Source organism: Pseudomonas sp. Pdm06 (assembly GCF_014851795.1).
Taxonomy (GTDB): domain Bacteria; phylum Pseudomonadota; class Gammaproteobacteria; order Pseudomonadales; family Pseudomonadaceae; genus Aquipseudomonas; species Aquipseudomonas fluorescens_AA.
On the sequence record NZ_JACVAH010000007.1, the window covers coordinates 36,925 to 61,949 of the forward strand.

Consider the following 25,025-nt stretch of genomic DNA (forward strand, 5'->3'; position numbering starts at 1 on the left):
CAATGCAACTGATTGAACATGCCGATTCGCCGCGCTACATCCGCTTGCATGAGCGGGACAACGTGGTGATCGTCGTCAATGACCAGGGCGTACCGGCCGGGACCGAGTTCCCGGACGGCCTGGTTACCGTGGACTTTGTACCCCAGAGCCACAAGGTCACCCTGGAGGATATTCCCGAGGGCGGCGAGGTGATTCGCTACGGCCAGGTGATTGGCTACGCGTTGCAACCGATCCCCCGTGGCAGTTGGGTCAAGGAAGACCAACTGCGCATGCCCACCGCGCCGCCGCTGGACAGCTTGCCGCTGTCCACCGACGTGCCGGCGGCCGATGCGCCGCTGGAGGGCTACACCTTCGAGGGTTATCGCAACGCCGACGGCACCGTCGGCACGCGCAACATCCTGGGCATCACCACCACGGTGCAGTGCGTGACCGGGGTGCTGGACCACGCGGTCAAGCGCATCAAGGATGAGCTGTTGCCCAAGTACCCGAACGTCGATGACGTGGTGGCGCTGACCCACAGCTACGGCTGTGGGGTGGCGATCACCGCCACCGATGCGTACATCCCGATTCGTACCGTGCGTAACCTGGCGCGCAACCCGAACCTGGGGGGCGAAGCGCTGGTGATCAGCCTGGGCTGCGAGAAATTGCAGGCCGGGCAGGTGATGCATGAGGGCGACAGTTCGGTGGACCTCAGCGAGCCGTGGTTGTATCGCTTGCAGGATTCCAGTCACGGTTTCACGGAAATGATCGAGCAGATCATGGAATTGGCCGAGACCCGCCTGAAGAAACTCGACCTGCGCCGTCGCGAAACCGTGCCGGCCTCGGAGCTGATCCTGGGCATGCAGTGCGGTGGCAGCGATGCGTTTTCCGGCATCACCGCCAACCCGGCGCTGGGTTATGCCTCGGATCTGTTGCTCCGGGCCGGGGCGACGGTGATGTTTTCCGAAGTCACCGAAGTGCGCGATGCGATCTACTTGCTGACCTCCCGGGCGCAAACCCAGGAAGTCGCCCAGGAGCTGGTGCGGGAAATGGACTGGTACGACCGTTACCTGGCCAAGGGCGAGGCCGATCGCAGTGCCAACACCACGCCGGGCAACAAGAAGGGCGGGTTGTCGAACATTGTCGAAAAATCCCTGGGCTCGATCGTCAAGTCTGGCAGCAGCGCGATCAACGGCGTGCTCGGCCCGGGCGAGCGCTTCAAGCAAAAGGGCCTGATCTTCTGCGCCACACCGGCCAGCGATTTTGTCTGCGGCACCTTGCAACTGGCGGCGGGGATGAACCTGCATGTCTTCACCACAGGCCGGGGCACGCCGTACGGCTTGGCCATGGCCCCAGTGGTGAAGGTCTCGACCCGCACCGAACTGGCCCAGCGCTGGCCGGACCTGATCGACATCGACGCCGGCCGGATCGCCACCGGACGGGCGACCATCGAAGAGTTGGGTTGGGAGCTGTTCCACTACTACCTGGACGTGGCCAGCGGCAAGAAGCAGACCTGGGCCGAGCGGCACAAGCTGTACAACGACATCACCTTGTTCAACCCCGCGCCGATTACCTGATGATTTCGTGATTGTTGGAGACCCGGTGTGGGAGCGAGCTTGCTCGCGATGGCGGTGGTTCAGCTAGCATTGATGTTGGATGTGCCGCCGTCTTCGCGAGCAAGCTCGCTCCCACAGGGGATGTGGGTTGAGTGTGATTCCTGTGCCCGCCGTAGAATAAATGTGGGAGCGAGCCTGCTCGCGATAGCACTTCACCAGACGCCAATGTCGTGAGTGGCTTATCATTAGCCACCTAACGACACACCCTTCTCAAGGTCCCCGGCATGCTGGCAATTTTTCTCGAAACCCTGAACATCACCGCACCGGTGTTTGCCATGCTGTTTCTGGGGGTGTTGCTCAAGCGCATTTACTGGATCAACGATAACTTCATCCATATCGCCTCGTCCCTGGTGTTCAACGTCACTATGCCGGCGCTGTTGTTCCTCGGCATCCTGCACGCGGACCTGCACGCGGCGTTGCAGCCGGATCTGTTGATCTATTTCGCCATCGCCACCCTGGTGAGCTTTGCGATGGCCTGGGGCTGGGCGATCTGGCGTTGCCCGCGGGAAGATCGCGGCATCTACACCCAAGGTGCGTTTCGCGGCAACAACGGGGTCATCGGCCTGGCGCTGGCGGCGAGCATGTATGGCGACTACGGGATTTCCCTGGGGGCGATTCTCGCGGCGCTGGTAATCCTGTTCTACAACACCTTGTCGACCATCGTGCTGGCGGTCTACAGCCCGGTGATCAAGTCCGATCCGTGGAGCATCTGCAAAAGCGTGATCAGCAATCCGCTGATCATCAGCGTGATCGTCGCCGCGCCGTTCGCCTATTGGCAGATCGGCCTGCCGAACTGGTTCGAGACCTCGGCCAAATACCTGTCGCAAATGACCTTGCCCCTGGCGCTGATCTGCATCGGCGGCACGCTATCGCTGGCGGCCCTGCGCAAGAGCGGCAAGATGGCCCTGAGTTCGAGCCTGGTGAAAATGGTCGGCCTGCCGCTGGTGGCCACGCTGGGTGCCTGGCTCTGGGGCTTTCGCGGGGCGGAACTGGGGATCCTGTTCCTGTACTTCGGCAGCCCCACCGCCGCCGCCAGCTTCGTCATGGCCCGGGCGGCCGATGGCAACCATGAACTGGCGGCGGCGATCATCGTGATTACCACCTTGATGGCGGCGATTACCACCAACCTGGGGATTTTTGTGTTGCAGTGGGGTGGGTGGATCTAGGCTTGGGCTTGCGGTGTTCTGGAGGTCCAATCGCGAGCAAGCTCGCTCCCACAGGAGGTTCGTGGCGTACACAAATTTTGTGTTCAGCGCCGGTCAACTGTGGGAGCGAGCTTGCTCGCGATAGCGATCTAACGATCACTCCGGCTTCTGGTAACTATCGATCACTTCCTGCGCCGCCCGAAACGCATCGATCGCCGCCGGCACGCCCGCGTACACCGCGCAATGCAGCAACGCCTCGCGAATCTCTTCCACCGTGCAACCGTTGTTCAGCGCGCCGCGCACATGGCCTTTGAGTTCCTGCGGGCACTTGAGGGCGGTGAGGGCGGCCAGGGTAATCAGGCTGCGGGTCTTCAGCGGCAGCCCCTCGCGTTGCCAGACACTGCCCCAGGCATGTTCGTTGACGAAGTCCTGCAACGGCTGGGTGAACTCGGTGGCGTTGCCCAGGGCGCGGTCGACGAACGCGTCGCCCATGACCTGGCGACGCATGTCCAGGCCGGTCTTTGGAGTGTCGGTCATGGCAAATCCCTCTTGTGGTGTTGGCGGCGCCAGGCGCGCAGGGAGGTGAACAGCAAAAACGCGAGCAGGGCCGGCAGCACATAGAACAGCATCAGCCGTTCCAGTTGGCCGGCCAGGGGCATGCCGGTGGTGAACGACACCACGTGCAGCCCGTAGGCCAGGTACAAGCCCAGGAACAACAGGCCTTCGGCGCGGGTGACGCGATAACCGGAATAGAACACCGGCAGGCACAGCACCGCCACGCCGAGCATCACCGGCAGGTCGAAATCCAGGGCGTTCGGCGAGACCGACAGTGGCGTGGGCGCGGCGAGGGCGGTGACCCCCAGCACGCCCAGCAGGTTGAACAGGTTGCTGCCGATCACGTTGCCCACCGCAATGTCCCGCTGGCCCCGCAAGGCGGCGATCAGCGAAGTGGCGAGTTCCGGCAGCGAGGTGCTGACGGCGACGATGGTCAGGCCGATGATGCGTTCCGAGAGGCCGAGGTCCGTCGCCACTTCCACCGCCGCCCCCAGCAACAGGTGCCCGGCGAAAACCAGCATCGCCAGGCCCGACGCGATCATCAACACACTCTTGCCCCAGGACAGCCGGGCCACGTCGCCCCCCACCGGGTGCGGTCGCCCCGAATGCCGTGACTGGCGCAGCAACAGCCCGAGGTACGCCGCCAGGGCCAGCAGAAGCCAGACGCCGTCCAACCGGGTCAGTTCTTCATTCCAGGCCAGCACGAACACCAACAGGCTGGCGCCGATCATCAGCGGGATGTCCAGGCGCACCAGTTGGCGCGAGACGCGCAACGGAATGATCAGCGCCGACAACCCGAGGGTGACGAGGATGTTGAAGATGCCGCTGCCGATCACGCTGCCCACGGCAATGTCGGCGTTCTGTGCCAGGGTCGCCTGCAGGCTGACGGCCATTTGCGGCGCGCTGCTGCCGAAGGCGACGACGGTCAGGCCGATGATCAGCGGTCGTACCTGCAAGCGTGCCGCCAGGCCCACGGCGGCGCGCACCAGCAGTTCGGCGCCGCCGATCAGCAACAGCAGAGCGCCGAACAATTCGATCAGGCTGAGCAGCGGTAGGGCGGTGAGTAGGGAAATGGCCGGGCTCCGTCTATCAATCGTCGAGGGCTTGCACGCGCACCCGTGCGGTGCCGCTGCGCAGCATGCCCAGTTGCTCGGCGGCTTCGCGGGACACGTCGATCAAACGGCCTCGGGAGTATGGGCCACGGTCGTTGATGCGCACCACCACGCTGTTACTGTTGCCCAGGTTGGTGATTTTCACCCGAGTGCCGAACGGCAACTGGCGATGGGCGGCGGTCAGGCCGTGTTGGTTGAAACGCTCGCCACTGGCGGTGCGCTTGCCATGGTGCCTGGCACCGTAATAAGAGGCGACGCCGGTCTGGTCGTAGCCGTGTGGATCGACCGTCCCGCTCTGGCTGGCGCAACCGGCCAGCAGGGACAGCAGGGCGCAGGCGCCGAGGAGACGCTTCATGGAAAGGATTCCGAAAACAAAATGTTGGAGCAAACCCTGTGGGAGCAAAGCTCCCACAGGGAATTGAGCCAGACAGCAAGACTGGCTCCATGTCCATCAGCCCTCGAGCTTGCTTTTCAGCAGTTCGTTGACCTGCTGCGGGTTGGCCTTGCCCTTGGAGGCTTTCATGGCCTGGCCGACGAAGAAGCCGAACATCTTGCCGCGCTTGGCTTCGTCTGCCGCACGGTATTGTTCGACCTGCTCGGCGTTGGCCGCGAGCATCTCATCGAGCACGGCGCTGATCGCCCCGGTATCGGTGACCTGCTTCAAGCCGCGCTTCTCGATGATCTCGTCGGCGCTGCCTTCACCATTGGCCATGGCTTCGAACACCATCTTGGCGATCTTGCCGGAAATGGTGTTGTCCTTGATCCGCAGCAGCATGCCGCCCAGTTGCTCGGCCGAGACCGGCGACTCATCGATTTCCAGGCCCTGCTTGTTCAACAGGCTGCCCAACTCGACCATCACCCAGTTGGCCGCCAGCTTGGCGTCGCCGCCGATGCTCACGACTTTTTCGAAGTAATCGGCTTGTTCGCGGCTGGTGGCCAGGACGTTGGCGTCATAGCTCGACAGGCCGAACTGCGCCTGGAAGCGCTCGCGTTTCTGCGGTGGCAGTTCCGGCAGGGTGGCGCGCACGTCATTGAGGAACGAGTCCTCGATGACCACCGGCAGCAGGTCCGGGTCGGGGAAGTAACGGTAGTCGTTGGCTTCTTCCTTGCTGCGCATCGGACGGGTCTCGTCCTTGTTCGGGTCATACAGGCGGGTTTGCTGGATGACCTTGCCACCGTCCTCGATCAGTTCGATCTGGCGCTGGATCTCGCTGTTGATCGCCTTCTCGATGAAGCGGAACGAGTTGACGTTCTTGATCTCGCAGCGGGTGCCGAACTCGACCTGGCCCTTGGGCCGGATCGACACGTTGCAGTCGCAGCGCAGCGAGCCTTCGGCCATGTTGCCGTCGCAGATGCCCAGGTAGCGCACCAGCGCGTGGATCGCCTTGACGTAGGCCACGGCTTCCTTGGCGCTGCGCATGTCCGGCTCGGAGACGATCTCCAGCAGCGGCGTGCCGGCACGGTTCAGGTCGATGCCGGTGGCGCCGTTGAATTCTTCGTGCAGGCTCTTGCCGGCGTCTTCTTCCAGGTGTGCCCGGGTGATGCCGACACGCTTGACCGTGCCGTCTTCCAGGGCGATGTCCAGGTGGCCCTTGCCGACGATCGGCAGTTCCATCTGGCTGATCTGGTAGCCCTTGGGCAGGTCCGGGTAGAAGTAGTTCTTGCGGGCGAACACGTTGTGCTGGCCGATCTCGGCGTCAATCGCCAGGCCGAACATCACCGCCATGCGCACGGCTTCGGCGTTGAGCACCGGCAGCACGCCGGGCATGCCCAGGTCGACCAGGCTGGCCTGGGTGTTGGGCTCGGAGCCGAACGTGGTGGAGCTACCGGAAAAGATTTTCGACCGGGTGGTGAGCTGGGTATGAATCTCCAGCCCGATCACGACTTCCCATTGCATGTGTTTCTCCTCAGAAGCCGGTTGGGGTGCGGGTGTGCCAGTCAGTGTTCAACTGATACTGGTGAGCCACGTTGAGCAGGCGGCCTTCCTGGAAATACGGCGCGAGCAGTTGCACGCCCACCGGCAGGCCATCGACAAAACCGGCCGGCATGGACAGGCCCGGCAAGCCGGCGAGGTTGGCGGTGATGGTGTAGACGTCTTCCAGGTATTCGGCGACCGGGTCGCTGTTCTTGGCGCCGAGCTTCCAGGCCGGGTTCGGCGTGGTCGGGCCGAGGATGATGTCGACCTCGTTGAAGGCGGCCATGAAGTCGTTCTTCACCAGGCGGCGGATTTTCTGCGCCTTGAGGTAGTAGGCGTCGTAGTAGCCGGCGGACAGCGCATAGGCACCGACCATGATCCGGCGCTGCACTTCGGCACCGAAGCCTTCGCCCCGGGAGCGCTTGTACAGGTCGATCAGGTTTTCCGGGTTCTCGCAGCGATAGCCGAAGCGTACACCGTCGAAGCGCGACAGGTTCGAGGACGCTTCCGCCGGGGCGATCACGTAGTACGCCGGAATCGCGTGCTGCATGTTCGGCAGGCTGATTTCCTTGATGACCGCGCCGAGCTTCTCCAGCTCTTTGACACTGTTGTGGACCAGCTCGGCGATGCGCGGGTCGAGGCCGGCGCTGAAGTATTCCTTCGGCACGCCGATGCGCAGGCCTTGCAGCGAGCCGTTGAGGCTGGCGCTGTAGTCCGGCACGGGCTCATCGATGCTGGTGGAATCGTTCGGGTCGAAGCCGGCCATGCCTTGCAGCAGGATCGCGCAGTCTTCGGCGGTGCGCGCCAGCGGGCCGCCCTGGTCGAGGCTGGAGGCGTAGGCGATCATGCCCCAGCGCGAGACACGACCGTAGGTCGGCTTGAGGCCGGTGAGGTTGGTGAACGCCGCTGGCTGGCGAATCGAGCCGCCGGTGTCGGTGGCGGTGGCGGCCGGCAACAGGCGCGCCGCCACGGCGGCGGCGGAACCGCCGGACGAGCCGCCCGGTACGTGTTCCAGGTTCCACGGGTTCTTCACCGCGCCGTAGTAGCTCGACTCGTTGGCCGAGCCCATGGCGAATTCGTCCATGTTGGTCTTGCCCAGGGTCACGGTGCCGGCGGCGGCCAGCTTGGCGACCACGGTGGCATCGTACGGGGCCTTGAAGTTGTCGAGCATCTTCGAGCCGCAGCTGGTGCGGATGCCCTGGGTGCAGAACAAGTCCTTGTGGGCAATCGGCGCACCGAGCAGGGCGCCGGTTTCACCGTTGGCGCGACGGGCGTCGGCGGCCTTGGCCTGGCTCAGGGCCAGCTCCTGGGTGAGGCTGATGAAGCTGTTGAGCTGCGGGTCGAGCTGGGCGATGCGCGCCAGCAGGACCTGGGTCAGCTCTTCGGAGGAAAACTTTTTATCGGCGAGTCCGCGGGCGATCTCGGCCAGGGTCATGTGATGCATGAGAGGCTCTTTCCCTTTAGTCGATGACTTTCGGAACCAGGTACAGGCCGTTTTCGACCGCTGGTGCGATGGACTGGTAGGCCTCGCGGTGATTGGACTCGGTCACGACGTCGGCGCGCAGGCGCTGGCTGGCTTCCAGTGGGTGCGCCAGCGGTTCGATACCGTCGGTGTCGACCGCCTGCATCTCGTCGACCAGCCCCAGAATGCTGTTCAGGGCAGAAGTAATGTGTGGAAGATCGGCTTCATTGAGGCCCAGACAGGCCAGATGAGCGATTTTTTCCACGTCGGAGCGTTCAAGCGCCATGGGATTCTCCAGTGGAAAACAAAACGGACGCAGTCTGTCCGTGTGTTAGATTGTCGGAACACTACCGCATTTCTACGGTCTTACGGCCGCGATTGTGGGGTTTGGTGCACAGAAAAGCGGCCAATTTAACATATTGGCGCCTTGCCCAAAATCCCTGTCGTTGTTAGAGTTTGCCGCACTTTTTTACCCACGCGTTGCCTAGGGTCCCTTTCCCATGTTCAAGAAACTGCGTGGCATGTTTTCCAGCGATCTTTCCATCGACCTGGGCACTGCCAACACCCTTATTTACGTGCGCGAGCGCGGTATCGTCCTGAATGAACCCTCGGTCGTGGCCATCCGCACCCACGGTAACCAGAAGAGTGTCGTGGCTGTCGGTACGGAAGCCAAGCGCATGCTGGGCCGTACACCGGGCAACATCGCGGCCATTCGCCCAATGAAGGACGGCGTGATCGCCGACTTCAGCGTCTGCGAAAAGATGCTGCAGTACTTCATCAACAAGGTTCACGAAAACAGCTTTTTGCAGCCTAGCCCTCGTGTGCTGATCTGCGTTCCATGCAAGTCCACCCAGGTAGAGCGTCGCGCTATCCGTGAATCGGCCCTCGGTGCCGGTGCCCGTGAAGTGTTCCTGATCGAAGAGCCCATGGCCGCTGCCATCGGTGCCGGCCTGCCGGTGGAAGAAGCCCGCGGCTCGATGGTCGTCGACATCGGTGGCGGTACCACTGAAATCGCGCTGATCTCCCTCAACGGTGTGGTCTACGCCGAATCCGTACGTGTGGGCGGCGACCGTTTCGACGAAGCGATCATCACTTATGTGCGTCGCAACTACGGCAGCCTGATCGGCGAATCCACCGCCGAGCGTATCAAGCAGGAAATCGGCACGGCCTACCCGGGCGGTGAAGTGCGTGAAGTCGACGTGCGCGGTCGCAACCTGGCCGAAGGCGTTCCACGGGCCTTTACCCTCAATTCCAACGAAGTGCTCGAAGCGCTGCAAGAGTCGCTGGCGACCATCGTCCAGGCCGTCAAGAGCGCCCTGGAGCAGTCGCCGCCGGAACTGGCATCGGACATCGCCGAGCGCGGGCTGGTGCTGACCGGTGGTGGCGCACTGTTGCGTGACCTCGACAAGCTGTTGGCCCAGGAAACCGGCCTGCCGGTGATCGTTGCCGAAGACCCGTTGACCTGTGTTGCCCGCGGCGGTGGCCGTGCATTGGAAATGATGGACAAGCACACCATGGACCTGCTCTCCAGCGAATAAGTCTGGCTGGGTGGTCTATGTTGTTCGCTCTCGGGCAGCACTTTGCAGTGCTGCCCGTTGGCGTTTATCTTCTGTCATTCGTATCCAGGCCGGTTTGATGCCGTATGAATAAAGAAAACATTTGCCTGGGAGGAGCGGCCTATTAAACCGCTTTTCGCCAAAGGCCCCTCATTGGGCGTGCGCCTGCTGGTGCTGACCGTGCTATCGGTCGCGCTGATGGTGGTTGATGCCCGCTTCACGCTGCTCAAGCCTGTACGCAGCCAGATGTCGCTGGTGTTGATGGAGTCCTATTGGATCACCGACCTGCCGCAGCGCTTGTGGCAAGGTGTCGCCAGCCAATTTGGCAGCCGGACCGAACTGGTCGCCGAAAACGAAAAACTCAAGACCGAAAACCTGCTGTTGCAGGGGCGCATGCAGAAGCTGGCGGCCCTCACCGAGCAGAACGTGCGGCTGCGCGAGTTGCTCAACTCCTCCGCACTGGTCAACGAGAAGGTCGAAGTGGCCGAGTTGATCGGCATGGACCCCAACCCCTTCACCCACCGCATCCTGATCAACAAGGGCGAGCGCGACGGTGTGGTCCTTGGTCAACCGGTGCTCGATGCCCGGGGCCTGATGGGCCAGGTGGTGGAGTTGATGCCTTATACATCTCGCGTGCTGTTGCTGACCGATACCACCCACAGCATTCCGGTGCAGGTCAACCGCAACGGCCTGCGGGCGATTGCCAGTGGCACTGGCAACCCGGAGCGCCTGGAGCTGCGGCACGTGGCCGATACCGCCGATATCAAGGAAGGCGACCTGCTGGTCAGCTCCGGCCTCGGCCAGCGTTTCCCGGCCGGGTATCCGGTGGCGACGGTCAAGGAAGTCATCCATGACTCCGGCCAGCCGTTCGCCATTGTGCGCGCGGTGCCGACGGCGGCGCTGAATCGCAGCCGCTACCTGCTGCTGGTCTTCAGCGACAACCGCACGCCCGAAGAGCGTGCCAACGACGCCGCCGTGGCCCAGGAAGCCCAGGACCGGCAGGGCGGCGAGTCGGCCGCCCCGGCTACGGCTGTGCCGGCGCCAGTCCCAGCCATCGTGCCAAAACCACCCGTGCCTGCACCGGCTACGGCGGCTCCGGCAACGACGCCGGCCGCTGCTCCGGCCGCACCTGCTGCGAAACCGACCCGGTCGGCCACCCACGCGCCCGCCGCGCAGCCTGCTCAGCCAGCCCGGCCCGCCGCCAAACCGCCAGCCTCCACGCCGGCCACCGCGCCAGCCACCAGGGGAGCACGAGAAGAATGAGCAGTACCCAATCCGGTAACGGCTGGATGGTCTGGTTGACCTTCGCCATCGGCCTGTTGCTCAGTGTTTCGCCGCTGCCGCAATTCATGGAAATCCTGCGCCCCCTGTGGCTGGCCCTGTTGCTGGCCTTCTGGGCGCTGGCGTTGCCCCACAAGGTCGGCATGGTCACCGCCTGGTGCCTGGGCCTGGCCGAGGATGTGCTTTACGGCACGCTGCTGGGGCAGAACGCGTTGATCCTGACGCTGATTACCTTCCTGGTGCTGTCGCTGCAACAACGCCTGCGGATGTTCCCCATGTGGCAGCAGTGCCTGGTGATTCTGGTGATCTTCGGTCTGGCGCAACTGGTGCAGCTGTGGCTCAGCGCGCTGACCGGCAATCGCCAGCCAACCCTGGCGCTGGTCTTGCCAGCCCTGGTCAGTGCCTTGCTCTGGCCATGGGTCAGCTTCGGTTTGCGTGGCCTGCGCCTGCGTTTCAAAATCAACTGATTCGGTCAGGATACCTACACTTTTTCTGATGACTTACATCCCTGTGGCGAGGGAGCTTGCTCCCGCTCGGTTGCGTAGCGACCGTAAAAGTTGGGGCCGCTACGCCCGAAGCGTCGGACCGGCCCTGCGGGAGCAAGCGCCCTCGCCACAAAAGCTGTTTTTGTCTGGATGGCTGTGCTTTGAGAGGGAGATGTCTTGATGAAACCGCTTTACCTCGCCTCAGGCTCACCGCGTCGGCGTGAGCTGCTCACGCAGATCGGCGTGCCCTTTACCGCCATCGGCGCGGACATCGATGAAACGCCCCTGGATCACGAAACCCCCTCGGCCTATGTCGAGCGCCTGGCGCGCGGCAAGGCCGAGGCTGGGCGGCGAGCCCTGGACGCCGGTGTGGATGGCTGTGTGCTCGGCGCGGACACCGCCGTGGTGCTGGAGGGGCGAATTCTCGGCAAGCCAGTGGACCAGGCCGACGCCTTGTCCATGCTGCTGAGCCTGTCCGGTCGCGACCATGAAGTGCTGACTGCCATTGCCGTGCTGGACGGCTCACGCTGCGAATCACGGGTGGTGCGCAGTCGGGTGCGTTTTCGTCCCATCACCGAACAGGAAGCGCTGGCCTATTGGGCCAGCGGTGAACCCCGGGACAAGGCTGGCAGCTATGGTATTCAAGGGCTGGGCGCGGTGTTCGTCGCCGGGCTCGAAGGCAGCTATTCAGCCGTGGTTGGCCTGCCCCTGTGCGAAACCGCAGAACTGTTGGGCCATTTCGGCATACCCTGTTGGCAAACCTTGAACGCGCGCTGAGCGCCGTCTGACTTGATGCGGCCATTATCGTGAACATGCCTGAACGAGACCCTGCCATGAGTGAAGAGATCCTGATCAACATCACGCCGATGGAATCGCGCGTGGCGGTGGTTGAAAACGGTGTGCTGCAAGAGGTCCACGTCGAGCGCACGCAAAAGCGTGGCATCGTTGGCAATATCTACAAGGGCAAGGTGGTGCGAGTGCTGCCAGGCATGCAGGCGGCCTTCGTCGACATCGGCCTGGACCGCGCGGCGTTCATTCATGCTTCGGAAATTTCCATGCGCGAAGGGCCGGCCGTGGAGAGCATCAGCGCGCTGGTGCATGAAGGCCAGAGCCTGGTGGTGCAGGTCACCAAGGACCCCATCGGCTCCAAGGGCGCCCGCCTGACCACGCAGCTGTCGATTCCGTCGCGCTACCTGGTGTACATGCCGCGCACCGCCCACGTCGGCATTTCCCTGAAGATCGAAGACGAAGCCGAGCGCGAGCGCCTCAAGCAGGTGGTCAGCGACTGCGTGGAAAAAGAAGGCATCAAGGAAGCCGGTGGGTTCATCCTGCGCACCGCCGCCGAAGGGGCCGGGGCCGATGAGATCCTCATGGACATCCGCTACCTGCGAAGGCTTTGGGACCAGATCGCCGCGCAGATCAAGACCATCGCCACCCCCAGCGTGATCTACGAAGACCTGGGCCTGGCACTGCGGACCTTGCGCGACCTGGTCAGCCCCAAGATCGAGAAAATCCGCATCGACTCCCGGGAAACCTTCCAGAAAACCACGCAGTTCGTCGCCGAGCTGATGCCGGAAATCGCCGATCGCCTGGAACATTACCCTGGCGAGCGGCCGATTTTCGACCTGTACGGGGTCGAGGACGAAATCCAGAAAGCCCTGGAGCGCAAGGTACCGCTCAAGTCCGGCGGTTACCTGGTGGTCGATCCGGCCGAAGCCATGAGCACCATCGACGTCAACACCGGGGCGTTCGTCGGCCATCGCAACCTGGAAGAAACCATCTTCAAGACCAACCTGGAAGCCGCCACGGCGATTGCCCGCCAACTGCGCCTGCGCAATCTGGGCGGGATCATCATCATCGACTTCATCGACATGGAAGATGAAGAGCACCAGCGCCAGGTGCTGCGGACCCTGGAAAAACAACTCGAACGCGATCACGCCAAGACCAACATCATCGGGATCACCGAACTGGGCCTGGTGCAGATGACCCGCAAGCGCACCCGCGAAAGCCTCGAGCAGGTGCTGTGCGAGCCGTGCAGCAGTTGCCAGGGGCGCGGCAAGCTCAAGACCCCGGAAACCGTGTGTTACGAAATCTTCCGGGAAATCCTCCGGGAGGCGCGCGCCTACCAGGCGACCGGCTATAGAGTGTTGGCCAACCAGAAAGTGGTGGATCGCCTGCTCGACGAGGAGTCAGGCAATGTCGCGGAGTTGGAAGCGTTTATCGGGCGCACGATTCGTTTCCAGGTCGAAACCATGTATTCCCAGGAACAATACGACGTGGTGTTGCTCTGAAGAGCTTGGGAAGCGGCGGGCCCGCGGATTTGATTGTCTTTGCCAGGGGAGCCCACTGACATGGAGCGTCTGACACGCTTGATCGCGACGCTGACCCGTTGGGGGCTGGGGCTTTGCGCCCTGTTGCTGGTGTTGCTGGCGTTGTACGTCAGCCTCGGTCGCGAGCTGGTCCCGCTGGTGGCCGAATACCGCGCCGAGGTCGAGACCCGCGCGGGTGCCGCCTTGGGCATGCCCGTGCACATCGGTAGCCTGGACGGCAGTTGGGACGCTTTGGCGCCGATCCTGGCGGCGCGCGATGTGATGGTCGGCGAGGGCCCCAACGCCTTGCACCTGGATCAGGTGCGGGCCGTGCCTGACCTGTGGGGCAGCCTGTTGGCGCGTCAGGTGCGCATCGCCCACCTGGAAGTCAGTGGCCTGAAGATCAGCCTCAAGGAGGGCGCCGACGGCAAGTGGGCTTTGGAAGGCCTGCCGGTGAAGGACGAGCAGCCCCTCGATCCGCAGCAACTGCTCGAACGCATGCAAGTGGTCTCCAAGTTCTCGGTGCTCGATAGTCAGGTGACCTTGCAACCCGTCGAGCAACCGCCGCTGACCCTGACCTACGTCGGCTTGAGCCTGCGTACCGGCGCCACCCGCCAGCGCCTGGACGCACGCCTGACCTTGCCTGACGGGCAGCCGGTGGCGATCAACCTGCGCACCCGCCTGCGCGCCAGCGACTGGAAGAACGGCCAGGCCGACGCCTATTTGAGCCTGCCGCAAAGCGACTGGTCCAAATGGCTGCCGAAACGCCTGACCCAGCAATGGAATTTCTCCCGGATCCAGGCCGGCGGTGAGCTCTGGCTCAGTTGGGGCGAGGGCACGGTGCAAAGCGCGGCCATGCGCCTGAACGCGCCGCAGCTCCAGGGTGCCTACGGCGAACGCAAGCCGGTACAGATCCACAACCTGGCCCTCAACGCTTATTTCCAGCGCGGTAGCCAAGGGTTCACCGCGACCTTCGATTCCCTGGCGATGAACCTGGGCGAGACCCGCTGGGAATCGCACCTGCAACTGCAGCAAACCGCCGCCACCGAGCAGGCCGAGGAGCGTTGGCACCTGCAGGCCGACCGCCTCGACCTGACCCCGCTCACGCCGTTGCTCAATGCCCTGGCGCCGTTGCCCGAAGGCCTGGCCACGACGATTGACCGGCTCAAGGTGACCGGTGGCCTGCGCAACGTGCTGCTGGACTACCGGCCGCAGAACACCGGTGACCAGAAAGTCAGCTTCGCCACCAACCTGGACACCGTCGGCTTTGATGCCTATCGCGGCGCTCCGGCGGCGCGCAACGTCTCCGGGAGCCTGAGCGGTGACCTGGGCGGCGGCGAACTGCGCATGGACAGCAAGGACTTTTCCCTGCACCTGGACCCGATCTTCGCCAAGCCCTGGCAGTACTTGCAGGCCAACGCCCGGCTGACCTGGAAGCTCGACAAGCAAAGCTTCACCCTGATCGCGCCGTACCTGAAGGTGCTGGGCGAGGAGGGCCGGATTGCCGGCGACTTCCTGATTCGCCTGCATTTGGACCACAGCCAGGAAGACTACATGGACCTGCGGGTCGGCCTGGTGGACGGTGACGGGCGCTACACCGCCAAGTACCTGCCGGCGGTCCTCAGTCCGGCGTTGGATGAGTGGCTGCGCACGGCCATCGTCAAGGGCGCGGTGGACGAAGGCTTTTTCCAGTATCAAGGCTCGCTCAATCACGGTGCCGTGGACGCGGCGCGCAGCATCAGCCTGTTTTTCAAGGTGCATGACGCCGAGCTGGCGTTCCAGCCGGGCTGGCCTTCGGTCAGCAAGGTCAGCGGCGATGTCTTCGTCGAAGACAGCGGCGTGCGCATCTATGCCAGCCAGGGGCAATTGCTCGATACCCAGGTCAAGGATGTTTCGGTGAACATTCCCCATGTACCGACTGGCCAGAGCTCTCATCTGCTGCTGGACGGCGGGTTCGCCGGTGGGCTGGGCGACGGTTTGAAAATCCTCCAGAGTGCACCGATCGGCACCGCCGAGACGTTCGCCGGCTGGGAAGGCGAGGGCGACCTGAAAGGCAGCGTGAAGCTGGATATCCCGCTGGTCAAAGGCGAGCAACCGAAGATCCTGGTGGACTTCGCCACCGACCAGGCTCGTCTCAAGCTCAGCGAGCCGGCGTTGGAACTGACCCAGCTCAAGGGCGATTTCCGCTTCGACAGCAACAAGGGCCTGAGCGGCAAGGGCATCAGCGCCCGGGCATTCGACCGGCCCGTGACCGCGCAGATTTTCGCCGAGGGCCGTGCCGGTGCGCTCAACACGCGGGTCGCCGCGTCCGGGCAGGTGGAGATCAAGAAGCTCACCAGTTGGCTGAACGTCACCCAACCGTTGCCGGTATCGGGCGTCGTGCCCTACCAGTTGCAAGTGATCCTCGACGGCGCCGACAGCCAGCTGTCGGTCAGCTCCAGCCTCAAGGGCGTGGCCGTCGACCTGCCGGCCCCCTTCGGCATGGCCGCCGATGTCGGGCGCGACACGGTGTTTCGCATGACCCTGCAGGGGCCGGAACGGCGTTATTGGGTCGATTATGGTGACCTGGCCAGCTTCACTTACGCCGCGCCAAGCGGGAAAGTCGCCGACGGTCGCGGCGAGTTGCTGCTGGGCGCCGGCGATGCGGTGCTGCCTGGCGCCAAGGGGCTGCGACTGCGCGGCACATTGTCGGAACTGGACGTAAGTCCCTGGCAGGACCTGGTGAACAAGTACGCCGGCCAGGATCCGGGCGGCAGTGCCAAGCAACTGCTCAGCAGCGTCGATCTGACCGTCGGCAAGCTCACGGCCATGGGCACCACCCTGGACCAGGCGTCGGTGCAACTGGATCGCAAGCCGGACGCCTGGGCCTTGCGGCTCGACAGCCAGCAGGCCAAGGGCAACGTCAACCTGCCGGACGCCAAGGCCGCACCGATTGGCATCAAGCTTGACTACGTTCGCCTGCCGGCCCCAGACCCGACGGTCCAGGCAGATGAAAACGCGCCGGACCCGTTGGCGTCGGTCGATCCCGGCAAGATCCCGGCGATGGATATCGCCATCGCCCAATTGTTCCAGGGCCCTGACCTCATCGGCGCGTGGTCGTTGCAAGTGCGACCGACCGCCAAAGGCATCGCGCTGAACAATCTGGACATGGGCCTCAAGGGCATGGTGTTGAACGGCGGCGGTGGCTGGGAAGGTAAGCCTGGCGCCACCAGCAGTTGGTACAAGGGACGGATCGGCGGCAAGAACCTGGGCGATGTGCTCAAGGGCTGGGGGTTCGCACCGAGCGTGACCAGCCAGGCCTTCCGCCTGGATGTCGATGGTCGTTGGCCCGGTTCGCCGGCGTGGGTCGCCACCAAACGCTTCTCCGGCAGCCTCGATGCGTCGTTGACCAAGGGTCAGTTCGTCGAAGTCGAAGGCAGTGCCCAGGCGTTGCGGGTATTTGGCCTGCTGAACTTCAACTCCATCGGCCGACGTTTGCGCCTGGACTTCTCCGACCTGTTCGGCAAGGGCTTGAGTTACGACCGGGTCAAGGGGCTGCTGGTGGCGAGCGACGGGGTGTACGTGACCCGCGAGCCCATTACCCTGACCGGGCCGTCGAGCAACCTGGAGCTCAATGGCACGCTGGACATGGTGGCCGACCGCGTCGACGCCAAGCTGCTGGTGACGTTGCCGGTGACCAACAATCTGCCGATCGCCGCGCTGATCGTCGGTGCACCGGCGGTGGGCGGGGCGCTGTTTCTGATCGACAAACTGATCGGCGACCGCGTGGCGCGTTTTGCCAGCGTAAGATACGACGTCAAGGGGCCGTGGAAAGAGCCGAAGATCACCTTCGACAAGCCGTTTTGACAGCTCGACGCCAACTCCCTTGTGGGAGCAGGCCTGTGGGAGCAAAGCTTGCTCGCGATTGCGGTGTATCAGCCAGCCTATATGTTGGATGTACCTGCCTCATCGCGAGCAAGCTTTGCTCCCACAGCCGCCTTGGGCGAGGATAGAAAAGAGGGAAACACCATGCCAGTCGCCGTGATTCAAATGGTCAGCCAAAGCGACGTGCTCGCCAACCTGGCCCGTGCCCGGGTGCTGCTGGAGCAGGCGGCCGCCGGCGGCGCGAGGCTGGCGGTGCTGCCGGAGAATTTCGCGGCGATGGGGCGACGGGACATTGCCGATATCGGCCGTGCCGAAGCCTTTGGTCAGGGACCGATCCTGCCGTGGTTGAAACAGGTCGCCCGTGACCTCAAGTTATGGATTGTGGCCGGCACGCTGCCGTTGCCGCCGGTGGACCAGCCCGAGGCCAGGTCCCATGCCTGTTCGTTGCTGGTCGACGACCAGGGCCAGATCGTGGCGCGCTACGACAAGCTGCACCTGTTCGATGTGGATGTGGCGGACAATCGCGGGCGCTATCGCGAGTCGGATGACTATGCTTATGGTGCCAACGTGGTGGTTGCCGATACCCCCGTCGGCCGGGTGGGCCTGACGGTTTGTTATGACTTGCGGTTCCCGGAGCTCTACAGCGAGCTGCGGGCGGCCGGGGCCGAGTTGATCACGGCACCGTCGGCGTTTACCGCGGTGACCGGCGCGGCCCATTGGGAGGTGCTGATCCGCGCCCGGGCCATCGAGACCCAGTGCTACGTGCTGGCGGCCGCCCAGGGTGGCGTGCATCCGGGGCCTAGGGAAACCTTTGGCCATGCCGCGATTGTCGACCCGTGGGGCCGAGTGCTGGCACAACAGGATCAAGGCGAGGCCGTGCTGGTGGCCGAGCGCGACAGCAGCGAACAAGCGTCCATCCGGGCGCGCATGCCGGTGGCCAGCCATCGGCGCTTTTTCTCGCAGGGCGCTCGACAGCGGCCTGTCCAAGACGACGAATTCAAGGCGTAAAACATATGAGCGGGTTGTTATCCTCAGTCAGTGAACACCTTTTAGCCCCTGGCGGCGTGACGCTTGAAAGCCTGCAAGGCGTGCTGGGCGATCTGGCAGGCCCGGGCATCGATGCCGCCGACCTGTATTTCCAAGGCCAGATTTCCGAGTCCTGGTCGCTGGAAGACGGCATCGTCAAGGAAGGCAGTTTCAACCTCGACCAGGGTGTGGGCGTGCGCGCCCAGTCCGGGGAAAAGACTGGTTTTGCCTACAGCAACGCCATCACCCTCGAAGCCCTCGGCGCTGCGGCCCGTGCGGCCCGCTCGATCTCCCGCGCCGGGCAGAATGGCACGGTCCAGGCGTTCAGCAGCCAGGACGTGGCGCAGCTCTATGCTCCGGACAACCCGCTGGAAGTCATGAGCCGCGCCGAGAAAGTCGAATTGCTCAAGCGCATCGACGTCGCCACCCGCGCCCTCGACCCGCGCATCCAGCAGGTGTCGGTCAGCATGGCCGGGGTCTGGGAGCGGATCCTGGTGGCTTCCACCGACGGCGGCCTGGCGGCGGACGTGCGACCGCTGGTGCGCTTCAACGTCAGCGTGATCGTCGAACAGAACGGTCGCCGTGAGCGCGGCGGCCATGGCGGTGGCGGGCGCACCGATTACCGTTATTTCCTCAGTGAAGACCGCGCCATGGGTTACGCCCGTGAGGCGCTGCGCCAGGCTCTGGTCAACCTGGAAGCCATCCCGGCGCCGGCCGGCACATTGCCGGTGGTGCTCGGCTCCGGCTGGTCCGGGGTGCTGCTGCACGAAGCGGTGGGCCACGGCCTGGAAGGCGATTTCAACCGCAAGGGCAGTTCGGCCTACAGCGGGCGCATGGGGGAAATGGTCGCTTCGAAACTCTGCACCATTGTCGATGACGGCACCCTGGCCGGACGCCGTGGCTCCCTGAGCGTCGACGATGAAGGTACGCCAACTGAATGCACCACGTTGATCGAAAACGGGGTGCTCAAGGGGTACATGCAGGACAAGCTCAACGCCCGGTTGATGGGCGTGGCCCGCACCGGCAACGGCCGTCGTGAGTCCTATGCGCACCTGCCGATGCCGCGCATGACCAACACCTACATGTTGGGTGGCCAAAGCGACCCGGCGGAAATCATCGCCTCGGTGAAAAAAGGCATCTATTGCGCCAACCTCGGCGGCGGCCAAGTGGACATCACCAGCGGCAAGTTCGTGTTCTCCACCAGCGAGGCCTACCTGATCGAAGACGGCAAGATCACCGCACCGGTCAAGGGTGCGACCCTGATCGGCAACGGGCCGGAGGCGATGAGCAAGGTGTCGATGGTCGGTAACGACCTGGCGCTGGACAGCGGGGTGGGCACGTGCGGCAAGGACGGGCAATCGGTACCGGTGGGCGTCGGCCAGCCGACCCTGAAGATCGATGCGATTACCGTGGGTGGTACGGGCGCATGAAAATACTCAGGGGCTTGCGTGAATCACCGTGGCGAGGGAGCTTGCTCCCGCTGGGCTACGCAGTAGCCCCAAAGCGGTCGCTACGCAACCGAGTGGGAGCAAGCTCCCTCGCCACGGTAATTGCTACCCCGATAAGGGTTTGGTGAGCCAGTGAGCGATCAGCGCAAGCCGCGTTGAGTCTCGTCCAGCTCACGGATGTACTTGAAGATTTTACGGCTCGAAGCCGGTGGCTTGTTCTGCGCCAGTTCGTGCTGGGCCTGACGGATCAGGGAGCGCAATTGCTGGCGATCGGCTTCCGGGTAGTCGATGACGAATTTTTCCAGCACGCCGTCGTCGCCTGCGATCAAGCGATCGCGCCAGCGCTCCAGGTTGTGGAAGCGTTCGTTGTACTGCCGGGTGGAGGCATCGAGTTGATCGAGCAGCACCAGGATGGCGTCAGTGTCCTGATCGCGCATCAGTTTGCCGATGAATTGCAGGTGCCGTTTACGCGCGATATTCGCGGTGTGCTTGGGCGCATCGGCCAGGGCCCGACGCAAGGCGTCGGTCAAAGGCAATTTGGCCAGCAAGTCAGGCTTGAGTGTTGTCAGGCGCTCGCCGAGGTCAACCAGAGCATGCAGCTCGCGTTTGACCTGGGATTTGCTTTTTTCACCCTCGTAGAGGGAGTCGTCGTAAGAATCAACCATGGTGGCAGTCCGCAAAGAAACGCCGCCATGATAACCAGTCGGGGGCCGCTTGTCCGGCCCGGTCGCTCGATGGCCATCACCGAAAACAGAATTTGAGTGGAGAACACCATGAGTGCAGTTCAAAGCGTCGGCCCGCAAGCATTGCCGGCACTGCAGGAACAAGTCGAGCAGATCCTCGCCGAGGCCAAGCGACAAGGCGCCAGTGCGTGCGAGGTGGCGGTGTCCCTGGAGCAGGGCCTGTCGACGTCGGTACGCCAGCGCGAGGTGGAAACCGTCGAATTCAATCGCGACCAGGGCTTTGGCATCACCTTGTACGTGGGCCAGCGCAAAGGCTCGGCCAGCACGTCGGCCAGTGGCCCGGACGCTATTCGCGAAACCGTCGCCGCGGCACTGGCGATTGCCCAGCACACCTCCGAAGACGAAGCCTCGGGCCTGGCCGATGCCGCGCTGATGTGCAAGGAACTGCGGGACTTCGACCTGTTTCACGCCTGGGACATCACCCCTGAACAGGCCATCGAACAGGCGCTGCGTTGCGAAGCGGCGGCGTTCGATGCCGACTCGCGGATCAAGAATGCCGACGGTACGACGCTCAATACCCACCAGGGCTGCCGCGTCTACGGCAACAGCCACGGTTTCATCGGCGGTTATGCATCGACCCGCCACAGCCTCAGTTGCGTCATGATCGCCGAAGCCAACGGCCAGATGCAGCGTGATTACTGGTACGACGTCAACCGCCAGGGCACCTTGCTGGCGGACCCGGTGAGCATCGGCCAGAAAGCCGCGCAACGGGCGGCCAGCCGCCTGGGTGCACGGCCGGTGCCGACCTGCGAAGTGCCAGTGCTGTTTTCTGCCGAGCTGGCCGGTGGTCTGTTCGGCAGCTTCCTGTCGGCGGTGTCTGGCGGCAACCTGTACCGCAAATCGTCGTTCCTCGAAGGCGCACTGGGCCAGAAACTGTTCCCGGAATGGATGACCATCGACGAGCGTCCACACCTGATGCAGGCCATGGGCAGCTCCGCGTTCGATGGCGATGGCCTGGCCACCTATGCCAAGCCGTTCGTGGAAAAGGGCGAGCTGGTGTCCTACATCCTCGGCACCTATTCGGGGCGCAAACTCGGCATGCCGAGCACCGCCAATGCCGGTGGCGTGCATAACCTGTTCGTGACCCATGGCGAAGAAGACCAGGCCGCCTTGCTGCGGCGCATGGGCCGGGGCCTGTTGGTGACGGAACTGATGGGCCATGGCCTGAACATGGTCACCGGCGACTATTCCCGTGGCGCGGCGGGTTTCTGGGTCGAGAACGGCGAGATCCAGTTCCCGGTCCAGGAAGTCACCATCGCCGGGAACATGCGCGACATGTTCAAGCAGATCGTGGCCGTGGGGAATGACCTGGAGTTGCGCAGCAACATCCGCACCGGCTCGGTACTGATCGAGCGGATGACGGTGGCGGGTAGCTGACCCTCAATCGCAGAAAAAAGGCGTGTCATCCATGGGGTGACGCGCCTTTTTTTATGTTCGCAGACCCCTGTGGCGAGGGAGCTTGCTCCCGCTCGGCTGCGCAGCAGCCGCAAAAATATCAACAGCAGCGAAAGACGTGAAGGCCCTGATAGACAAGGTCTGCTTCGCAGACCAGCGGGAGCAAGCTCCCTCGCCACGGTGAATTTTGTACCGACTTACAGTTGTGTTGCTTCTTATTATCATCTAATAATGAATCTCATTCGCCGAGTGAGCCCCGGTCATGAGTTCTGCCCTGCACGAACAACCCTACCTTGAAAGCTGGCGCTGGATGAGCCGTCAGATCCGTTGCGCGATGAACCCGGACGAGCCGCGGTTGATCGAGCACTACCTGGCCGAGGGCCACTATCTGGCCTGCTGCACCGCCACCTCGCCGTGGATGATCTCCGAAACCGCCTTCCGCCTGTTGCTCGACACCGCGTCGGATGTCGCGCTGCCCTGGCATTGGCGCAGCCTCTGCCTCGACCAGGCCTGGCGCCCCCTGCGTGACCTCGAACGCCAATCACTGTGCCTCTGCCGCCTCAAGCGCTGGCAGAGCCATGCCTGGGCGTTGGCGACCTGCGCCCTGGCGCCATCGATTCCCCTTATTGAACTGGTGCAAGGATCTCCCGATGAGTAATACCCGTATCGAACGCGACAGCATGGGCGAGCTGCACGTCCCGGTGGACGCCCTCTATGGCGCCCAGACCCAGCGTGCTGTGGATAACTTCCCGGTCAGCGGCCAGCGCATGCCGGCGCAGTTCATCCGCGCCCTGATCTTGGCCAAGGCTGCGGCCGCCCGGGCCAACGTGGAGCTGGAACAGATCAGCGCGGCCCAGGGCAAGGCCATCGTCGATGCCGCCCTGGGGCTGCTCGAAGGCCGTTTCATGGATCATTTTCCGGTGGACATCTTCCAGACCGGCTCCGGCACCAGCTCCAACATGAACGCGAACGAAGTGATCGCCACCCTCGCCAGCGGCCTGCTGGGAGAGGCGATCAACCCGAACGACCATGTCAACTGCAGCCAGAGCAGCAACGACATCATCCCCACCAGCATTCATGTCAGCGCCGCGCTGGCCTTGCATGAGCAACTGCTGCCGGCGTTGTTGCACCTGGTGCAGGTGATCGAGCGCAAGGCCGAAGAAGTCCACCCGTTCATCAAGACGGGTCGCACCCACCTGATGGACGCCATGCCGGTGCGCCTGAGCCAGGTGCTCGATGGTTGGGCGCAACAGCTCAAGGCCAATATCGGCCACTTGCAGGACCTGCTGCCGAGCCTGCAATCCCTGGCCCAGGGCGGCACGGCGGTCGGCACTGGGGTCAATGCCCATCCGCGCTTCGCCGAGTTGTTCAGCCAGCAACTGACGCAATTGACCCAGGTGCAATTCACCCCGGGCAAGAACCTGTTCGCGCTGATCGGCTCCCAGGACACCGCCGTGGCGGTTTCCGGACAGCTCAAGACCACGGCCGTGTCGCTGATGAAAATCGCCAACGACCTGCGCTGGATGAACTCCGGGCCGCTGGCGGGCCTGGGCGAGATCGAACTCGAAGGCCTGCAGCCGGGCTCCTCGATCATGCCCGGCAAGGTCAACCCGGTCATTCCTGAAGCCACTGCGATGGTCGCGGCCCAGGTGATCGGTAACGACACGGTGATCACCATTGCCGGTCAATCGGGCAACTTCGAATTGAACGTGATGTTGCCGATCATCGCCCAGAACCTGCTGAGCAGCATCGCCCTGATGTCCACCGCCAGCCGCTTGCTCGCGGACAAGGCCATCGCCACGTTCAAGGTCAACGAAGCCAGGCTCAAGGAAGCGTTGTCGCGCAACCCGATCCTGGTGACCGCGCTGAATCCGATCATCGGTTACCAGAAGGCCGCTGAAATCGCCAAGAAGGCTTATCAGCAAGGCCGACCGGTCATCGATGTCGCCCTGGAACACACCGACCTGTCTCGCAGCGAACTCGAAGTCCTGCTGGACCCGGAGAAGCTCACCGCTGGCGGCGTGTAACCCCGACACCTGTGTGGAGGACTCACCATGGAACACTGGAAACGTACGATCGAACGGGCCAATCGCTGTTTCATGCTGGGCGAGCTGGTGGATGCCCGCGAAGCCTACCTGCAAGCCCTGGCGCTGGCCCAAGTGTTGTTCGAGCGCTGGGCGGATGCCGACGAAGCGGTCGCTGCTTGCGTCGTCTCCCATCACAACCTGGCGGACCTGCACTTGCGTCTGAACCAGCCGGAGGAGAGCGCCGAATACTTGTGTGCGATCCACCAACGGCTGTTGCAGACGATGCAGGACGAACGCCTGGCTCCGGCCCTGCGCGCCGCCGCTCAGCGCCAGAGTCACAAGACCTACGTCGAACTGCTGAATTTCATCAGCGAGCACGGTGAGTATCCACGCACCCAGCGCCTGCTGCATTGCAATGCCGCTACGCCCCGGCAGCGCAATGCCCCTCTTCATTATGGAGTTCATTGAACATGGCTTTTACCTTGCCTGCATTGCCCTACGCCTACGACGCCCTGGAACCGCACATCGATGCGCAAACCATGGAGATCCACTACACCAAGCACCACCAGACCTACATCAATAACCTCAACGCGGCGGTGGACGGCACCGAGTACGCCGGGTGGCCCGTCGAAAAACTGGTGTCCAGCGTGGAGCAGTTGCCGCCAAGCCTGAAGGCGGCGGTGATCAACCAGGGCGGTGGCCACGCCAATCATTCGTTGTTCTGGGAGGTGATGACGCCCCAGGGCGGCGGCCTGCCCGAGGGCGCCCTGGCGGCGGCGATCGATGCGCAACTGGGCGGCATCGAGCGTTTCAAGGAAGCGTTCACCAAAGCGGCACTGACCCGTTTCGGCAGCGGCTGGGCCTGGTTGAGCGTGACCCCGCAAAAGACCCTGGTGGTGGAAAGCAGCGGCAACCAGGACAGTCCGCTGATGAATGGCAACACGCCGATTCTTGGCCTGGACGTCTGGGAGCATGCCTATTACCTGCGTTACCAGAACCGTCGTCCGGAATACATCAGCGCCTTCTACAACGTGATCAATTGGCCTGAAGTCGCCCGACGCTATCAGGCGGCGCTGGCGTCGAGTCCTTCGTGAACACCCTCCAAGG

The 25,025-nt window shown here is 63.5% G+C and carries 22 protein-coding genes; 15 read left to right on the forward strand and 7 right to left on the reverse strand.

Going from position 1 to position 25,025, the window contains the following annotated elements:
- The first annotated feature begins 2 nt into the window (after window positions 1–2).
- Window positions 3–1,556, forward strand: a complete 1,554-nt coding sequence (garD, locus tag IB266_RS13160; RefSeq protein ID WP_192261467.1) for a galactarate dehydratase — start codon at window positions 3–5, stop codon at window positions 1,554–1,556.
- A gap of 263 nt (window positions 1,557–1,819) precedes the next feature.
- On the forward strand, window positions 1,820–2,761 hold the full coding sequence (locus tag IB266_RS13165; RefSeq protein WP_192261468.1) for an AEC family transporter: 942 nt from the start codon (window positions 1,820–1,822) through the stop codon (window positions 2,759–2,761).
- A gap of 135 nt (window positions 2,762–2,896) precedes the next feature.
- Here the strand turns inward: IB266_RS13165 and IB266_RS13170 are convergent, their stop codons facing one another.
- The 6 genes from IB266_RS13170 to gatC form a co-directional block, all read right to left on the reverse strand.
- The gene (locus IB266_RS13170; RefSeq protein WP_025211835.1) at window positions 2,897–3,277 is read right to left on the reverse strand and encodes a carboxymuconolactone decarboxylase family protein; all 381 of its coding nucleotides are present in this window, start codon (window positions 3,275–3,277) and stop codon (window positions 2,897–2,899) included.
- Window positions 3,274–4,335, reverse strand: coding sequence for a calcium/sodium antiporter (locus IB266_RS13175; RefSeq protein ID WP_192261576.1), 1,062 nt, complete (start codon window positions 4,333–4,335; stop codon window positions 3,274–3,276). The genes IB266_RS13170 and IB266_RS13175 overlap by 4 nt, the downstream gene beginning before the upstream one ends.
- Window positions 4,336–4,384: 49 nt before the next feature.
- A complete protein-coding gene (locus tag IB266_RS13180) occupies window positions 4,385–4,762 on the reverse strand; it encodes a septal ring lytic transglycosylase RlpA family protein (protein ID WP_060739171.1) in 378 nt (125 codons plus the stop codon).
- A gap of 96 nt (window positions 4,763–4,858) precedes the next feature.
- Window positions 4,859–6,304, reverse strand: a complete 1,446-nt coding sequence (gene gatB / locus IB266_RS13185) for an Asp-tRNA(Asn)/Glu-tRNA(Gln) amidotransferase subunit GatB (protein WP_060739170.1) — start codon at window positions 6,302–6,304, stop codon at window positions 4,859–4,861.
- Between the two features lie 10 nt (window positions 6,305–6,314).
- Window positions 6,315–7,766: an Asp-tRNA(Asn)/Glu-tRNA(Gln) amidotransferase subunit GatA gene (gene gatA / locus IB266_RS13190; RefSeq protein ID WP_003197814.1), complete on the reverse strand. Its 1,452-nt coding sequence runs from the start codon at window positions 7,764–7,766 to the stop codon at window positions 6,315–6,317.
- A gap of 16 nt (window positions 7,767–7,782) precedes the next feature.
- Entirely contained in the window at window positions 7,783–8,070 is a 288-nt protein-coding gene (gene gatC, locus IB266_RS13195; RefSeq protein ID WP_020297123.1) for an Asp-tRNA(Asn)/Glu-tRNA(Gln) amidotransferase subunit GatC, read from the reverse strand.
- A 214-nt stretch (window positions 8,071–8,284) separates the two neighbouring features.
- On the opposite strand from gatC, the gene mreB reads away from it, so the two are divergent.
- From mreB to tldD, 8 genes are all read left to right on the forward strand, one after another.
- Window positions 8,285–9,322 (forward strand): rod shape-determining protein MreB, encoded by a 1,038-nt coding sequence (gene mreB / locus IB266_RS13200; RefSeq protein WP_002555108.1) that lies wholly within the window; start codon window positions 8,285–8,287, stop codon window positions 9,320–9,322.
- A gap of 141 nt (window positions 9,323–9,463) precedes the next feature.
- On the forward strand, window positions 9,464–10,603 hold the full coding sequence (gene mreC, locus IB266_RS13205; protein WP_103309007.1) for a rod shape-determining protein MreC: 1,140 nt from the start codon (window positions 9,464–9,466) through the stop codon (window positions 10,601–10,603).
- Window positions 10,600–11,088: a rod shape-determining protein MreD gene (gene mreD, locus IB266_RS13210; protein ID WP_003197820.1), complete on the forward strand. Its 489-nt coding sequence runs from the start codon at window positions 10,600–10,602 to the stop codon at window positions 11,086–11,088. The genes mreC and mreD overlap by 4 nt, the downstream gene beginning before the upstream one ends.
- Window positions 11,089–11,286: 198 nt before the next feature.
- Complete coding sequence (locus IB266_RS13215; RefSeq protein WP_192261469.1) at window positions 11,287–11,883, forward strand: Maf family protein; 597 nt, start codon at window positions 11,287–11,289, stop codon at window positions 11,881–11,883.
- 56 nt (window positions 11,884–11,939) lie between these two features.
- Window positions 11,940–13,397 carry a ribonuclease G gene (rng, locus tag IB266_RS13220; RefSeq protein ID WP_018613976.1) on the forward strand — a complete coding sequence of 486 codons (1,458 nt, stop codon included), beginning with the start codon at window positions 11,940–11,942 and terminating at the stop codon, window positions 13,395–13,397.
- Window positions 13,398–13,457: 60 nt separating this feature from the next.
- Window positions 13,458–17,261 (forward strand): YhdP family protein, encoded by a 3,804-nt coding sequence (locus IB266_RS13225; RefSeq protein ID WP_192261470.1) that lies wholly within the window; start codon window positions 13,458–13,460, stop codon window positions 17,259–17,261.
- A gap of 162 nt (window positions 17,262–17,423) precedes the next feature.
- Window positions 17,424–18,287, forward strand: coding sequence for a carbon-nitrogen hydrolase family protein (locus IB266_RS13230; RefSeq protein ID WP_192261471.1), 864 nt, complete (start codon window positions 17,424–17,426; stop codon window positions 18,285–18,287).
- Window positions 18,288–18,292: 5 nt separating this feature from the next.
- A complete protein-coding gene (gene tldD, locus IB266_RS13235; protein ID WP_003197828.1) occupies window positions 18,293–19,735 on the forward strand; it encodes a metalloprotease TldD in 1,443 nt (480 codons plus the stop codon).
- 158 nt (window positions 19,736–19,893) lie between these two features.
- On the opposite strand, the gene yjgA is transcribed toward tldD, so the two are convergent.
- Entirely contained in the window at window positions 19,894–20,418 is a 525-nt protein-coding gene (gene yjgA, locus IB266_RS13240; RefSeq protein WP_003197830.1) for a ribosome biogenesis factor YjgA, read from the reverse strand.
- 108 nt (window positions 20,419–20,526) lie between these two features.
- Here yjgA and pmbA point away from each other — a divergent pair, with 108 nt between their 5' ends.
- The 5 genes from pmbA to IB266_RS13265 all read left to right on the forward strand — a co-directional run bounded on the left by pmbA (window position 20,527) and on the right by IB266_RS13265 (window position 25,012).
- Window positions 20,527–21,873, forward strand: coding sequence for a metalloprotease PmbA (pmbA, locus tag IB266_RS13245; protein ID WP_060739165.1), 1,347 nt, complete (start codon window positions 20,527–20,529; stop codon window positions 21,871–21,873).
- A gap of 280 nt (window positions 21,874–22,153) precedes the next feature.
- The gene (locus IB266_RS13250; protein WP_192261472.1) at window positions 22,154–22,549 is read left to right on the forward strand and encodes a FagA protein; all 396 of its coding nucleotides are present in this window, start codon (window positions 22,154–22,156) and stop codon (window positions 22,547–22,549) included.
- The gene (locus tag IB266_RS13255) at window positions 22,542–23,918 is read left to right on the forward strand and encodes a class II fumarate hydratase (RefSeq protein ID WP_192261473.1); all 1,377 of its coding nucleotides are present in this window, start codon (window positions 22,542–22,544) and stop codon (window positions 23,916–23,918) included. Before IB266_RS13250 ends, IB266_RS13255 begins: the two co-directional genes overlap by 8 nt.
- Before the next feature lie 27 nt (window positions 23,919–23,945).
- Entirely contained in the window at window positions 23,946–24,386 is a 441-nt protein-coding gene (locus IB266_RS13260) for a hypothetical protein (RefSeq protein WP_072410865.1), read from the forward strand.
- 2 nt (window positions 24,387–24,388) lie between these two features.
- The gene (locus IB266_RS13265) at window positions 24,389–25,012 is read left to right on the forward strand and encodes a superoxide dismutase (protein ID WP_060739162.1); all 624 of its coding nucleotides are present in this window, start codon (window positions 24,389–24,391) and stop codon (window positions 25,010–25,012) included.
- Window positions 25,013–25,025: the final 13 nt, after the last annotated feature.